The organism is Pseudomonas putida, assembly GCF_003228315.1.
GTDB lineage: Bacteria > Pseudomonadota > Gammaproteobacteria > Pseudomonadales > Pseudomonadaceae > Aquipseudomonas > Aquipseudomonas putida_S.
This window is the reverse complement of sequence record NZ_CP029693.1, coordinates 5,150,309-5,164,490: the sequence shown is the minus strand read 5'-3', so window position 1 is coordinate 5,164,490 and position 14,182 is coordinate 5,150,309. Positions and strand designations below refer to the sequence as shown.

At 60.0% G+C, this 14,182-nt stretch carries 17 protein-coding genes; 11 read left to right on the top strand and 6 right to left on the bottom strand.

Annotation, left to right across the window (positions count from 1 at the left end):
- Nucleotides 1-86: 86 nt before the first annotated feature.
- The 3 genes from DKY63_RS24145 to DKY63_RS24135 form a co-directional block, all read right to left on the bottom strand.
- Nucleotides 87-989, bottom strand: coding sequence for an alpha/beta fold hydrolase (locus tag DKY63_RS24145; protein WP_110966400.1), 903 nt, complete (start codon nt 987-989; stop codon nt 87-89).
- Nucleotides 989-1,771 (bottom strand): class II aldolase/adducin family protein, encoded by a 783-nt coding sequence (locus DKY63_RS24140; RefSeq protein WP_110966399.1) that lies wholly within the window; start codon nt 1,769-1,771, stop codon nt 989-991. Before DKY63_RS24140 ends, DKY63_RS24145 begins: the two co-directional genes overlap by 1 nt.
- 233 nt (nt 1,772-2,004) lie before the next feature.
- A complete protein-coding gene (locus DKY63_RS24135; protein ID WP_110966398.1) occupies nt 2,005-2,460 on the bottom strand; it encodes a flavodoxin in 456 nt (151 codons plus the stop codon).
- 92 nt (nt 2,461-2,552) lie between these two features.
- Between DKY63_RS24135 and DKY63_RS24130 the strand changes: the two genes are divergently transcribed.
- Together DKY63_RS24130 and DKY63_RS24125 are read left to right on the top strand one after the other, a co-directional pair.
- Complete coding sequence (locus DKY63_RS24130; protein WP_110966397.1) at nt 2,553-3,029, top strand: PAS domain-containing protein; 477 nt, start codon at nt 2,553-2,555, stop codon at nt 3,027-3,029.
- Nucleotides 3,030-3,083: 54 nt separating this feature from the next.
- Nucleotides 3,084-3,689: a hypothetical protein gene (locus DKY63_RS24125; RefSeq protein ID WP_110966396.1), complete on the top strand. Its 606-nt coding sequence runs from the start codon at nt 3,084-3,086 to the stop codon at nt 3,687-3,689.
- Nucleotides 3,690-3,702: 13 nt separating this feature from the next.
- On the opposite strand, the gene DKY63_RS24120 is transcribed toward DKY63_RS24125, so the two are convergent.
- The gene (locus tag DKY63_RS24120) at nt 3,703-4,662 is read right to left on the bottom strand and encodes a MerR family transcriptional regulator (RefSeq protein ID WP_110966395.1); all 960 of its coding nucleotides are present in this window, start codon (nt 4,660-4,662) and stop codon (nt 3,703-3,705) included.
- Nucleotides 4,663-4,883: 221 nt separating this feature from the next.
- On the opposite strand from DKY63_RS24120, the gene DKY63_RS24115 reads away from it, so the two are divergent.
- The 7 genes from DKY63_RS24115 (at nt 4,884) to DKY63_RS24085 (ending at nt 9,488) form a co-directional block, all read left to right on the top strand.
- The gene (locus tag DKY63_RS24115; protein WP_110966394.1) at nt 4,884-5,453 is read left to right on the top strand and encodes an antibiotic biosynthesis monooxygenase; all 570 of its coding nucleotides are present in this window, start codon (nt 4,884-4,886) and stop codon (nt 5,451-5,453) included.
- 137 nt (nt 5,454-5,590) lie between these two features.
- Nucleotides 5,591-6,301, top strand: a complete 711-nt coding sequence (folM, locus tag DKY63_RS24110) for a dihydromonapterin reductase (RefSeq protein WP_110966393.1) — start codon at nt 5,591-5,593, stop codon at nt 6,299-6,301.
- A 20-nt stretch (nt 6,302-6,321) separates the two neighbouring features.
- The gene (gene folE, locus DKY63_RS24105) at nt 6,322-6,897 is read left to right on the top strand and encodes a GTP cyclohydrolase I FolE (protein ID WP_110966392.1); all 576 of its coding nucleotides are present in this window, start codon (nt 6,322-6,324) and stop codon (nt 6,895-6,897) included.
- Nucleotides 6,898-6,899: 2 nt separating this feature from the next.
- On the top strand, nt 6,900-7,271 hold the full coding sequence (gene folX / locus DKY63_RS24100) for a dihydroneopterin triphosphate 2'-epimerase (protein ID WP_110966391.1): 372 nt from the start codon (nt 6,900-6,902) through the stop codon (nt 7,269-7,271).
- A gap of 96 nt (nt 7,272-7,367) precedes the next feature.
- On the top strand, nt 7,368-7,664 hold the full coding sequence (locus tag DKY63_RS24095) for a DUF1244 domain-containing protein (RefSeq protein ID WP_110966390.1): 297 nt from the start codon (nt 7,368-7,370) through the stop codon (nt 7,662-7,664).
- The gene (locus DKY63_RS24090; RefSeq protein WP_110966389.1) at nt 7,657-7,995 is read left to right on the top strand and encodes a HopJ type III effector protein; all 339 of its coding nucleotides are present in this window, start codon (nt 7,657-7,659) and stop codon (nt 7,993-7,995) included. The genes DKY63_RS24095 and DKY63_RS24090 overlap by 8 nt, the downstream gene beginning before the upstream one ends.
- A 242-nt stretch (nt 7,996-8,237) precedes the next feature.
- On the top strand, nt 8,238-9,488 hold the full coding sequence (locus DKY63_RS24085; RefSeq protein WP_110966388.1) for a 2-aminoadipate transaminase: 1,251 nt from the start codon (nt 8,238-8,240) through the stop codon (nt 9,486-9,488).
- A gap of 181 nt (nt 9,489-9,669) precedes the next feature.
- Here DKY63_RS24085 and trxB read toward each other — a convergent pair whose 3' ends face one another.
- Nucleotides 9,670-10,626 carry a thioredoxin-disulfide reductase gene (trxB, locus tag DKY63_RS24080; protein ID WP_110966387.1) on the bottom strand — a complete coding sequence of 319 codons (957 nt, stop codon included), beginning with the start codon at nt 10,624-10,626 and terminating at the stop codon, nt 9,670-9,672.
- 313 nt (nt 10,627-10,939) lie between these two features.
- On the opposite strand from trxB, the gene cysZ reads away from it, so the two are divergent.
- Both cysZ and DKY63_RS24065 read left to right on the top strand, forming a co-directional pair.
- A complete protein-coding gene (cysZ, locus tag DKY63_RS24070; protein ID WP_110966386.1) occupies nt 10,940-11,692 on the top strand; it encodes a sulfate transporter CysZ in 753 nt (250 codons plus the stop codon).
- 54 nt (nt 11,693-11,746) lie between these two features.
- Complete coding sequence (locus DKY63_RS24065) at nt 11,747-12,946, top strand: glycosyltransferase family 4 protein (protein ID WP_110966385.1); 1,200 nt, start codon at nt 11,747-11,749, stop codon at nt 12,944-12,946.
- Between the two features lie 115 nt (nt 12,947-13,061).
- Here the strand turns inward: DKY63_RS24065 and DKY63_RS24060 are convergent, their stop codons facing one another.
- Nucleotides 13,062-14,165 carry an NADH:flavin oxidoreductase gene (locus DKY63_RS24060; protein ID WP_110966384.1) on the bottom strand — a complete coding sequence of 368 codons (1,104 nt, stop codon included), beginning with the start codon at nt 14,163-14,165 and terminating at the stop codon, nt 13,062-13,064.
- Nucleotides 14,166-14,182: the final 17 nt, after the last annotated feature.

Below are 14,182 nucleotides of genomic sequence, written 5' to 3'. Positions count from 1 at the left end.
TAAGGCTGGGGGATGATGTATCGGGACGGTGGAGGATGATTAAAAGATCGCAGCCTGCGACAGCTCCTGCACGGGCTGCGATCTTTTCAGGAACACGCCATCTTCAGCGGCGGCAGCATCAGACGCTCGCGAAACTCCAGGTAGTGCTTGAGCACCTGACACGGCGCTTCAATCTGCGGGTAATGACCGATGTCGTTCAACAGCACCGTGTCCGCATCGGCAATCAGCTCCCGGTACCGGGCGACCATGTGCACGCCGGAAACCGGATCGAACTCGCCATCGATCACCCGCAGCGGCACCTCGCCACGCTGCATCGCACTCACCCAGCGCTCGCGTTGCACCCGTCGCTCGGGAATGTAGGTGATCAATTTGTGCATGACCCGCGGGCCATGGTTGGTTTCGATCAGGCTCCAGAAATCATCGATCACGCTTTCGCTGGGACGGGTCTTGGGTCCGAAAATCTGCCGGAAGCTCTTCACCAGCCCATCACGACTGAATGCGCGACCAATCATCCAGCCCAAGGGACTGAGCAGCAGTTTCTGCATCAGCACCGGGCGATGGGTTTCCGGGAACAACCCGCCATTGAGGAACACGCAGCTGGCGATGTGGATGTGCGATTCGTAATGCCGCGCCAACAACTCCTGGGCCACGCTGTCGCCATAGTCATGGGCCAGCAGATGGACCGGTTGCGCGACATTCAAGTGCGCCAGTAATGCCTGCTGCAGGTCGGCCTGCTCCAGCAGGCTGTATTCGTGATTCACGGGTTTGGCCGAATCACCGAACCCGAGCATGTCGCAGGCAATCACGCGATAACGCTGAGTCAGGGGTTGCCACAGGTAATGCCAGTCCCAACTGGCGCTGGGGAAGCCATGAATGAGCAGCAGCGGCTCACCCTGCCCCGCCGTCCAGTATCGGATGGTCTGGCCACGGAAGATGAAGGTCCGGCTGCGCTTGCGCCAGACTGACAGGGGAATCTCGGCAAGTGCCATCAGAGCTTGTACCCCGGATCCTGTTTATCGAGTTTGCGCAGCAGCGCTGGCCAGGCCAACGCCCCACCCATGCCTTGAGCACTTTTGGTCACGCCGGCAATCATCGCCTTCGCCCCTGCCAGAATCTGCGGTTCGATGGCGATCAGTTCCGCGCCACCGGTCTGCGCCATGACCTGGATATCGCAGGCGCGCTGGAAGGTGAACATCATCAGGAAAGTGTCGGCGATGCTGCTGCCACAGGTCAGCAGGCCGTGGTTATGCAGCATCAGGAAATTGTTTTCACCGAGGTCGGCTTGCAGCCGCGCCTTTTCTTCGTGGTTGAGCGCCACACCTTCGTAGGCGTGATACGCCAGGCTCGACAATACGAACAACGACTGCTGACTGATCGGCAGCACGCCCTGTTTCTGCGCCGACACCGCAACACCCGAAGCGGTGTGCGTGTGCAGCACACAGACGACATCGTGACGGACTTCATGCACCGCGCTGTGGATGGTGTACCCGGCCGGATTGATCTCGTAGGGACTGTCCATCAGCTTGTTGCCCGCCTGATCAACCTTGACCAGGCTCGACGCGGTGATTTCGTGGAACATCATGCCGAACGGGTTGATCAGGAAATCTTCGGTGCCCGGCACTTTGGCGGAGATGTGGGTAAAGATCAGATCATCCCAGCCATGCTGGGCGACAAGGCGGTAACAGGCGGCGAGGTCGACGCGGGCTTGCCATTCAGCGGGGCTGACAAGATCTTTGACGCTGTTTGGAGATTGGACGGGGGCTACGCTCACGACTAGGAACCTCTGGTTTTTATTATGGAGTGTTTCCAATAAATACCGAGTCTAGTCAGCCCTCCGGGTTCCCGTAGTTGCGTTGGCAGCCAGCTTGATGGCCGAGCGAGTCAGTGGCCAAAACAGATTGGATCCATGTCAAATGACCGCCGCCAGAGAAGGCGCGGGGCGTGTTTCAGGCCGCCCCGCCAGAAGCATGACGGGCGCCGTTGCCGGCCCCCGAAATCAGTCGATCAACCCTTGAGAGCACCGACGAGCTCAGCCAGCCAAGGCTCGGCATCCCCTTCCGGATTCACGCTCTCGCTGGCATCCAGACGCAACATTGGCAGCACTTCGCGGATGCCCAGTTCACCGAACAGTTCGCGCATCAGTTCGCCACCGCCGCAAAAGGTATCGCCATAACTGGCATCGCCCAAAGCGATCACCGCCCCCGGCAAGCCACGCCAGGCCGCGGGCAATTGGTCGCGAATGGCGAAGTACAGCGGCTGTACGTTATCCGGTAATTCGCCCATGCCCGTAGTGGAGGTCACGGCCAGAAAGGCCTCTGGTTCAAATGCCTGAAGATCGGCGAGGCTGGCACGAGGGTTGTAGGCCGTTTCGAAACCGGCGGCTTTCAAAATGCTCGCCGCGTGACGGGCGACTTCTTCGGCCGTGCCGTATACCGAGCCGGAAATGATGGCGACTTTCATCAATCTGATCCTGAACCTGAGTGAAAGACCGGGATATTAACAGCACGGTCTTCTAGAATCCCTTGGCCGACCAACAATGAAGGGATTCACCGATGATCAACGCAAAACTCCTGCAACTGGCCATCAACGCTTCAAACGACGGAATCGTGATTGCCGAAAAGGAAGGCGACCAGGACAAGATCCTGATTTACGTCAACCCGGCGTTCGAACGCCTGACCGGTTACACCAGCGAAGAAATCCTTTATCAGGATTGCCGTTTCCTGCAATCGGGCGACCGCGACCAGGACGCCCTGCCGAAAATTCGTGATGCCTTGAACAGCGAAGGGTCGTGCCGGGAAATCCTGCGCAACTACAGGAAGGACGGCACGCCTTTCTGGAATGAACTGTCTATTTCGACAGTGCAAAACCCCAATGATGGCCAGGTTTATTTCATCGGCGTGCAGAAGGACGTGACCATCCAGGTCAAGGCCCAACAACGGGTGGCACAGCTTGAAGCGCAACTGGCGGAGGTCCAGGCCGAACTTGCCGCACTCAAGGCGACGAACGGCGTAAACATTTCGGCGAATTAGTTGTCATTAACTACAATCACCAATGACTTTGTAACTATATCTTTCGAGCTAGCCATGCAACGCGACGCGCTCCTGACCCAGGATGAACTGGATTTTATCCAGACCATGCAGCACAACCCGCAACTCAACGTGCGGGATGCGACGTCAAGTCTGCTCGTCAATGGCGGTTCGCAGATCCGTGACTTGCTCACGCGCCTTGCCGCCCATGAGCAAGTCACCATTCAAGCCAACTTCGAAAACCAGCAGATGACCTTCCCCCTGCATCTGGTGGAAGACGAGTTTCATGCCCTGCATCTGCGCCTGGGTGTTCCCACCATTTATGAAGACGGGCCGCTGGTTCGACCATGGCGCCTGGTGCTCGACGAACCGGTAGCACTGGAAAACGCCAAGGGGCAGCCGGGCACGATGTGGGTGCACGAAGTGTCGTTCAAGGGTGTTCTGCTGGAAATGCGCAACAAGACCAAGGCGCCGAAGCATTTCGCGTTGTGGTTCAGCCCTTCAGGCTACGAGCGGATCGCCTTGCGCGGCACCCTCGAAAAAGAAACCGAACAGGGCTTTTATGCCTATCAGTTGAGCCAGAGCGATACGGATGAAACCGAACGCCTGCGCCAGTACATCCTGCAACAGCACCGGTTGACCCATCCGGCGCTGCATCTCTGACCCGCCTCCGTCATCAGGTATCCAGATTGCCCGCCAGGAACTGCTTCAGTCTCTGGCGCATCAACGCGCCTTCGCTGCCCAGACAGCCGATCGACGATCCCGCCAGACTCTGCTGAGCCAGATCGGATGCATCGCCCGCCAGCAACACCGGACAATCCACACTCATTGCCAGGCGATTCAGGCGTCTTGGCAATTCGGGGCCGGGGACGTGGTTGGAAAACAGCACCAGCGCCTGGGGCTTGATCCGTTCGCAGACCAAAGTCAACTCGTCGAGCGGCTGGCCAATGGTCAATACGCGCACACTGGTTTGTCCGCTGCTCAGGAACAGGGCCGCAATCAAAAGCTCCAGTTCGCGGCACTGACCTGCCAAAGCACTGATGAGGACACGCGGGGGTTTCGGGTCTCGAATCAACAGCAGGCGCTGCAAAACCCGAGAGCGCAGGAAACCGTCGAGAAACAGCCATTCGCTGGTCCGCCCAAACGTGTCCTGGCGTTGCAGCAATTGTTTCCAGAGCGGGATCAGGATGTCCTGAAATACGACCGGCTGGGTGTAGGTGGAAAAGATCTGTGCGTAGACCTGGTCCAGACGTACATCGTCAAACGCACTGACCGCGGCCTGGACCTGCGACTGCCATTGCGCGTAATCGGCCTGAACAAGACTGTCGGGGATGATGTGTGACAACGCCTGCAGTGGTGATGCCTTGGCGAGCAGCTTGCCGATCTTGCTTACAGCCACGCCGCGCTCGATCCAGTCGAGGATGCTGCGTACACGCTCGATATCGGTCATGGAATACAGACGATGCCCACTTTCGGTGCGAGTAGGGACGATCAGACCATAACGTCGTTCCCATGCGCGAAGTGTGACTGGATTGACGCCGGTCAACCTCGCTACCTCACGGATGGGGAAAAGCTCTTCCCGTTCAAGGGAGAGTACAGGCGACACATCAGGGGCAGCGTCAGTCAGTATGGGCATCTAAGTAGCAACATCCCTGTAAGTTCAAGCCTCATTCTAGCTCCCCCGCCCCGTAAAGTTTCCGTAAAAATTTTATACAGTGGATCGACGAAAAACTTCACAGACGCGAAAGGATGATTCAGGAATAATCCTTGCCTGTCTTAAGACGCAGCCCACCACCCCGGCGCTGCGCCTGGCGAAACTCCCACCCGGAGCGACGCGTTTGTTTTTGGAGATACACAATGTCTACCCCCCCTGTCACCCTGATGGTTGCGCGCCGCGTTGCCGATGGACGTTATCAGGACCTGATCGCCTGGTTGCGCGAAGGCGAACAATTGGCCACCGATTTCCCCGGTTACCTGGGCTCCGGCGTACTGGCTCCGCCACCTGACGATGACGAATTCCAGATTATCTTCCGCTTCGCAGACGAGCAGACGCTGCACACCTGGGAACATTCCGCTTCGCGTACCGCCTGGCTGGCACGGGGCAGCGACCTGTTCGCGCACCCGACCGAGCATCGCGTCAGCGGCATCGAAGGCTGGTTCGGCGCTGCGGGCCAGCGCCCGCCTCGCTGGAAGCAGGCCGTGGCGATCTGGCTGGCATTCTTCCCGGTATCCCTGCTGTTCAACTTTGTCCTGGGGCCATTGCTGGGCGAAATGCCCCTGCTGCCCCGCGTGTTGATCAGCACCCTGTGCCTGACGCCGTTGATGGTCTATTTCTTCATTCCGTTGTCGACCCGGTTGCTGGCGGGTTGGTTGAACGGTGCGCCCGCTCGACGATTGCCGGCCGAGCCCGCCTCCCAAAACCACTAACCCCTGTAGGAGCAAAGCTTGCTCGCGATGAACGATGACGCGGTTCATCAAGTAGACCGAGTCATCGTTCATCGCGAGCAAGCTTTGCTCCCACAGTCGCTGGTATAGTTTTGCTCTTACCGCGACGCGAGCCGTTCATGACTTCTTCCGTAGCCCCCATCCTCATCACCGGTGCCGGCCAGCGCGTCGGCCTGCACTGTGCGCTACGATTGCTCGAAGACGGCCATCGGGTGATCTTCAGTTACCGCAGCGAGCGTCCCGGCGTACAGACTTTGCGCGACTTGGGGGCGACCGCGGTGTTCGCCGACTTCTCCAGCGAAGCCGGGATCCTCGATTTCATCCGCGAACTGAAAACCCATACCGCCAGCCTGCGCGCCATTGTGCACAACGCTTCCGAGTGGCTGGCCGAAACCCCTGACACCGATGCGGTGGCGTTCACCCGCATGTTCAACGTACACATGCTGGCGCCCTACCTGATCAACCTGCATTGCGCCGACCTGCTTGAGCGCTCGAACCCTGCGGACATCGTGCACATCAGTGATGACGTGACCCGCAAGGGCAGCAGCAAACATATCGGCTACTGCGCCAGCAAGGCCGGGCTCGAAAGCCTGACCCTGTCCTTCGCGGCGAAGTACGCGCCAGGCATCAAAGTCAACGGGATCGCCCCGGCCCTGCTACTGTTCAATCCTGATGATGACGCGGCCTACCGGGCCAAAGCGCTGGCCAAGTCCGCGCTGGGTATCGAGCCCGGCAGCGAAGTGATCTACCAGAGCCTGCGCTATTTGCTCGATAACCCCTATGTCACCGGCACGACCCTGACCGTCAATGGCGGAAGGCACATCAAATAAGTGTCCCGCGAGGATTTACCATGACGTTATCCCTGCACCAGAACGCGCTGTCCGAGAGCTATCGTGAGATTCTCATCGGCCTCGGCGAAAACCCCGACCGCGAAGGCTTGCTCGACACCCCGATGCGCGCGGCCAAGGCGATGCAGTACCTCTGCCACGGCTACGATCAAAGTATCGAAGAGATCGTCAACGGTGCCCTGTTCGCCTCCGACAACGACGAGATGGTGATCGTCGACAACATCGAGCTTTATTCGCTCTGCGAACATCACATGCTGCCCTTCATCGGCAAGGCGCATGTGGCTTATATTCCGACCGGCAGGGTGCTGGGCCTGTCGAAGGTGGCGCGGCTGGTGGACATGTTCGCAAGGCGCCTGCAGATCCAGGAAAACCTCACCCGGCAAATCGCCGAAGCGGTGCAAAAAGTCACCGGCGCAGCCGGCGTTGCGGTCGTCATCGAAGCCCGGCACATGTGCATGATGATGCGCGGCGTCGAGAAGCAGAATTCGACCATGAATACCTCGGTGATGCTCGGCGCCTTCCGCGAGTCGAGCAATACCCGCCAGGAGTTCCTGCAATTGATTGGACGGAGCAAGTAGTAATGCCACAACTTCAACCAGGCATGGCACGCATCCGGGTCAAGGACCTGTGCCTGCGCACCTACATCGGCATCAACGAGGATGAAATCCTCAACAAGCAGGACGTGTTGATCAACCTGACGATCCTGTACGCGGCCCAGGAAGCGGTGCGCGACAACGATATCGATCACGCCCTGAACTACCGGACCATCACCAAGGCAATCATCGCCCACGTCGAGGGCAATCGCTTTGCCCTGCTTGAACGCCTGACCCAGGAAATTCTCGATCTGGTCATGGCCAACGAATCGGTGCGCTACGCCGAAGTCGAAGTCGACAAACCCCACGCCCTGCGGTTTGCCGAATCGGTGTCGATAACGCTGGCAGCGAGTCGCTAGCTACAAGCTTCAAGCGCCAAGCTGTAAACTTCGGTTCACCGCCATCCATCTTGCAGCTTGAAGCTCAACGCTTGCAGCTGTCTCGAAGAGACTCCCATGACCGATCAAGAACGCCTCGAACTCGAAGCCGCCGCCTTTCGCCGGCTGGTGGCTCACCTGGACAGCCGCAAGGATGTGCAGAACATCGACCTGATGAACCTCTCGGGTTTCTGCCGCAACTGCCTGTCCAAGTGGTACAAGGCCGCTGCCGATGAACGCCAGATCGAGGTCAGCCTCGATGACGCCCGCGAAGTGGTTTACGGCATGCCGTACGCCGAGTGGAAAGCCCAATACCAGCAAGAAGCCAGCGCCGAACAACAGGCGGCGTTTGCCAAAGGAAAAACCCATGACTGATTTGAACACCCTGCGCGCCAGCCTCAAGAATGGTGAGCACGCCTTCGCCGACACCCTGGCGTTCATTGCCGCCGGCTACGATTACCAGGCCCAGTCGTTCAACAATGGCGGCGTGGAAAACGCCGCCGGCCAGAACGAAGGTTCGTGCAAGACCCTGGGCCTGGCACTGCTGGAAGGCCTGAGTGACGAAGAAGCGCTGCTGGCGTTCGGCGAGCATTACCGTTCGGTACTGGCGACCCCTGAAGGCAGCGATCACGGCAATATCCGCGCACTGATCGCCCATGGTCTGGCCGGGGTGAAGTTCACCCAACAGCCTCTGACTCGCCGCTGATTCAATTCGACGCTGATCAATCCTGTAGGAGCGAGCCTGCTCGCGATGGTCGTGAACGATAACGCGGGGAGCCTGACACCCCGTGGCGCTCTTCAGTCCATCGCGAGCAGGCTCGCTCCTACAGGTGTCCTGCGACACGTCCCGACTTTTAAGATTGACCCGGCGACTTTATTTCGTTTGCCGCCCGGCACCGCTCACGGCTTAGATAAAAAGAAGTCCTCCTTCTTCCGAGCCGGTCCTCCATGCGCAGCGAAACCATCAGTCAGTCGATCAACATCGTTCACCCTGTCACCCTCAGCCACGGCAAGAACGCCGAAGTCTGGGACACCGATGGCAAACGCTACATCGACTTTGTCGGTGGCATCGGCGTACTGAACCTCGGTCACTGCCACCCGCGCATCGTCGGCGCCATTCGCGAGCAGGCCACACGCCTGACTCACTACGCGTTCAATGCCGCGCCCCACACCCCCTATCTCGAATTCATGGATCGCCTGGCGGCGTTTATCCCCGTCACCTACCCAGTCAGCGGCATGCTCACCAACAGTGGCGCCGAAGCGGCCGAGAACGCGCTGAAGATCGTGCGTGGCGCCACCGGCCGCAGCGCAGTCATCGCGTTCGATGGCGCCTTTCACGGGCGCACCCTGGCCACCCTCAACCTCAACGGCAAGGTCGCGCCCTACAAGCAGAAAGTCGGCGTGCTGCCGGGCCCGGTGTATCACCTGCCCTACCCCAGCCAGGACAATGGCGTGACCTGTGCCGAGGCGCTGAAGGCCATGGAGCGGCTGTTCAGCGTCGAGATCGACGTCGAGGACGTGGCCTGCTTCATCGTCGAACCGGTGCAGGGCGAGGCGGGTTTCCTGGCCATGGATGTCGAGTTCGCCCAGGCGCTGCGCAAGTTTTGCGACGAGAAAGGCATCGTGTTGATTGCCGATGAAATCCAGTCCGGCTTCGGCCGTACCGGCCAGCGCTTTGCCTTCTCGCGACTGGGCATCGAACCGGACTTGATCCTGCTCGGTAAAAGCATCGGCGGTGGCTTGCCGCTGGGCGCGGTGGTCGGGCGCAAGTCGCTGCTCGACAATCTTCCCAAGGGTGGGCTTGGCGGCACCTATTCCGGCAACCCCATCGCCTGCGCCGCCGCGCTGGCGACCCTGGATGAAATGACCGATGCCCACCTGCAAGCCTGGGGCGCTCAACAGGAAGAGGCGATTGTCGGTCGCTATCAATCCTGGCGTGATCGCAACCTGTCGCCGTACCTTGGGCGCCTGACGGGCGTGGGTGCTATGCGCGGGATCGAGTTGGCTAACGCTGACGGCACACCGGCTTCGGCGCAATTGACGCAACTGCTGGCCCTGGCACGGGAGGCAGGCTTGTTGTTGATGCCGAGTGGCAAGTCGCGGCACATCATTCGTTTGCTGGCACCGTTGACGACCGAGGCGGCTGTGCTTGAAGAGGGCCTCGACATTCTTGAGGCGTGCCTGCAGAAACTTGTCTGATCAACGAAGTCCCCTGTAGGAGCGAGCATGCTCGCGAAGAACCTGAGGGCCCGGCGGGGTGTCAGGCTCCCCGCGTTATCGTTGACGCCCATCGCGAGCGTGCTCGCTCCTACAGGGGTATGTGCATTTTTCGAAGGCACAAAAAAACCGGCTGTTAAGCCGGTTTTTTGTTTCTACAGCATCAAGCGTTCTGCAGATTGTCCAGGTAACGCTCGGCATCCAGTGCCGCCATGCAACCGGCGCCGGCCGAGGTGATGGCCTGGCGGTAAACGTGGTCGGCCACGTCGCCCGCCGCGAAGATGCCTTCCAGGTTGGTCGCGGTGGCGTTGCCGTCACGGCCGCCGTTCACAACCAGGTAGCCGTCTTTCAGAGTCAACTGGCCTTCGAACAGCGAAGTGTTCGGCGTGTGGCCGATGGCGATGAACACGCCGTCGACTTTCACTTCGTCGAAGCTGCCGTCGTTGTTCTTCAGGCGAGCACCGGTCACGCCCATGTTGTCGCCCAGGACTTCGTCCAGGGTCGCGTTCAGCTTCAGGATGATCTTGCCTTCGGCGACGCGGGCATTGAGCTTGTCGATCAGGATCTTCTCGGCGCGGAAGGTTTCGCGACGGTGGATCAGGGTCACGGTGCTGGCGATGTTGGCCAGGTACAGGGCTTCTTCGACAGCGGTATTACCGCCGCCGACCACAGCCACTGGCTTGTTGCGATAGAAGAAACCATCGCAGGTCGCGCAGGCGGAAACGCCTTTGCCCATGAAGGCTTCTTCGGACGGCAGGCCCAGGTAACGAGCGCTGGCACCGGTGGCGATGATCAGGGCGTCGCAGGTGTAGGTCGCGCTGTCGCCGGTCAGGGTGTACGGCTTGGCGGCGAAATCCACGGCATTGATGTGATCGAAAACGATCTCGGTTTCAAAGCGTTCGGCGTGCTCGCGCATCCGCTCCATCAGCGCCGGGCCGGTCAGGCCGTGGACATCGCCCGGCCAGTTGTCGACTTCGGTGGTGGTGGTCAGTTGACCGCCGGCCTGCATGCCGGTGATCAGCAATGGCTTGAGGTTGGCACGGGCGGCATAGACCGCGGCGCTGTAACCGGCAGGGCCGGAACCGAGAATAATCACTCGCGAATGACGGACTTCAGACATGACCTGCTCCTGTTGACCGGCCTGGAACACCTGGCGCGGAACGCCGGCTTGCCGGCTGGAAAAAAAAGAACCGTTGATAGCACTTGGGGAAGGCTTGACGCCGACCGCCCCGTAAAAGATTGGGTGCAGCGTATCGAGGGGGCGAAGATTAAGGAAATACGGTTTAACAATCCAGCTCATAGGTGGTCTCTATGCCGTCACGATGTGTCATCGGACGCCTTTGTTACAGTTAATGTCGATACCACCGCCGCGCTTTCACGCGTGAAGCAAAGCCGGTAAGGTCGGCGCGTTTTCCCTCTGCTCGGAGCCTGTTATGCCCGCCCCTGTACTGTCCGGCCCGCAATACCTGCGCGAAGGTCTCAAGCTGGTCTTGAGCCCGAGCCTGCGCCTTTTTGTGTTGTTGCCGCTGGCAATCAACCTGGTGCTGTTCGTCGGATTGATCTATCTGGCTGGCCATCAATTCAGCCTGTGGGTCGATTCGCTGATGCCTTCCCTGCCGGACTGGCTCGGTTTTCTGAGCTACATCCTGTGGCCGCTGTTCGTGGTGCTGGTGCTGTTGATGGTGTTCTTCACTTTCACCATGCTCGCCAACGTCATCGCTGCACCGTTCAATGGTTTTCTCGCGGAAAAGGTTGAAGTGGTGGTGCGCGGCACCGACGATTTCCCCGCCTTCAGCTGGGGCGAACTGATCGCCATGATCCCGCGGACCTTCGCCCGGGAGATGCGCAAGCTCGGCTACTTCCTGCCTCGCGCCATCGGCCTGTTCATCCTCTCGTTCATTCCGGTGGTGAACATCATCGCCGCGCCGCTCTGGCTGCTGTTCGGGGTGTGGATGATGGCGATCCAGTACATCGACTACCCGGCGGACAACCACAAGCTGGGCTGGAACGAGATGCTCGCCTGGCTGCGGCAGAAACGCTGGCAGAGCATGAGCTTCGGCGGGATCGTCTATCTGGTGCTGCTGATCCCGGTGGTCAACATCCTGATGATGCCGGCGGCGGTGGCCGGAGCAACGCTGTTCTGGGTGCGTGAGCGCGGCGCAGAAAATCTCGTGAGCCAGCGCTGAGCCCTCCCCACCAAAGCGTTCATAAATCCATCATCTGAACGTCACAACGCCGACATGGCCTCAATCGACACTGAGGCCATGACGACAGCTCTGCATATCACCCTGATCACCGAAACCTTCCCTCCCGAAATCAACGGCGTGGCCAATACCCTTGGTCGCCTGTGCGACGGTTTGCGCGCGCGCGGGCATCAGGTGGAATTGGTGCGACCGCGTCAGGGTTGCGATCAGTCGGCGAGCAGCGACGATGAATTGCTGCTGTGCCGAGGCTGGCCGCTGCCGGGGTACCCCGGCCTGCAATGGGGCCAGTCGTCGATGCACAAACTGCTGCGGCGCTGGACGCGCCATCGACCGGATGTGCTGTACATCGCCACGGAAGGACCGCTCGGGCTGTCCGCCCTTCGAGCGGCACGGCGCCTGGGGATTTCGGTGGTCAGCGGTTTTCATACCAATTTTCAGCAGTATTCCAGTCAGTACGGCCTCGGTTTGCTGACGCGCCTGCTGACTCACTATCTGCGCTGGTTCCACAATCGCTCGAACCTGACCCTGGTACCCAGCGTCAGCCAGCGCATGGAGCTGGAGCGCCGGCAGTTCGAGCGTTTGGCGTTGCTTTCCCGAGGCGTCGACAGCCAATTGTTTCACCCGGCCAAGCGCCTGGATGCGTTGCGTGCTCAGTGGGGGCTTGGCGAGAAGGACATTGCCGTCATTCACGTCGGACGTCTGGCGCCGGAGAAAAACCTGTGTTTGCTCAAACGCTGCTTCGACGCACTCAAAGCGAGTTATCCACAGCGCACCCTGAAGCTGATCGTGGTGGGCGACGGTCCGCAGCGCCTGTCCATGGAAAGCGAAATGCCCGAGGCGATTTTCTGTGGTACCCAGCGGGGTGAGGCTTTGGCCAGTCACTATGCGTCAGGGGATGTGTTTCTGTTTCCAAGCCTGACTGAAACCTTCGGCAACGTCGTGCTCGAGGCACTGGCCTCCGGACTGGGCGTGGTGGCTTACGATCAGGCCGCGGCGGCGCAACATATTCGCCACGGCTACAACGGTGTGTTGGCGATGCCAGGGGATGCAGAAGCGTTTTGCGATGCGGCGGTATGGATGCTGGAACAGGATGAAACCTTGCGCTGCATGCGGCTCAATGCGCGCCAGCATGCCAGTCGCCAGGGGTGGGCGGCGATTATCGAGCAGTTCGAGGGGCAGTTGCGGGGGGCTTGTGTGCAGGGGCAGGCCCTACCTGGTGCAGCGTTGTTGCCTTGAAAAGCATCGCGGGCAAGCCTTGCTCCTACAGGTTGTATGTCGATCACAACACATTGGCTCGACTTGAACCTGTAGGAGCAAAGCTTGCTCGCGATGAGGCCCGATCAGTCGCCGCTTAAACCAGCGTCATCAACGCATCACGGCTGAACGGCAGGATGTCTTCCTCACGACCATCGCGCACTTTCTGCGCCCAGTCCGGGTCTACCAGCAACGCACGACCCACCGCCACCAGGTCGAACTCATCGTTGTTCAAACGCTCCAGCAGCTTTTCCAGGCTCGCGGGTTGGGCGACCTTGTCGGTGTTGACCATGAACTGCAGGAACTCGCCATCCAGGCCGACGCTGCCCACAGTGATGGTCGGCTTGCCGGTGAGCTTGCGAGTCCAGCCGGCCAGGTTCAGCTCGGAACCGTCGAATTCCGGCTCCCAGAAGCGGCGAGTCGAGCAGTGGAAAATATCCACGCCGGCGTCAGCCAAAGGCTTGAGGAACGCGCCCAGCGCTTCAGGGGTTTGCACCAGGCGCGCGGTGTAGTCCTGCTGTTTCCACTGGGAGAAGCGGAAGATGATCGGGAAGCCTTCGCCGACGGCGGCACGCACGGCCTGGATCAACTCGATGGCGAAACGCGAACGGTTCGCCAGGTCACCGCCGTACTCGTCGGTACGCTGGTTGCTGCCTTCCCAGAAGAACTGGTCGATCAAGTAGCCGTGGGCACCATGGATTTCCACGCCGTCCATGCCGATGCTCTGGGCATCCTTGGCGGCCTGGGCGAACGCGGCGATCACGTCCTGAATATCCTGTCGGGTCATGCCGTGAACCACGACATTGCCATCTTTGATTTTTTCCGACGGACCGTAACCCGGCATGCTGGCGTCCGGCTCGGTGCCGATACGGCGCACACTGCCGACGTGCCACAGCTGCGGAACGATCTTGCCGCCTTCAGCGTGAACCGCGTCGACCACTTTTTTCCAGCCAGCCAGTGCGGCTTCGCCGTAGAAATGCGGCACGTTCGGGTAGCCGTTGGAGGCCTTGTGACCGACGGTGGTGCCTTCGGTGATGATCAGGCCAACGCCGGCCGCAGCGCGACGGCGGTAGTACTCGATCACTTTGGAGTTAGGGACGCCGCCTGGGGAAAACGAGCGAGTCATCGGCGCCATGACGACGCGGGTCGGCAGTTCGAGGGTGCCGAGGTGGAACGGTTTGAACAGGGCTTTTACGGGCATTTGGACGCTCCACGGAG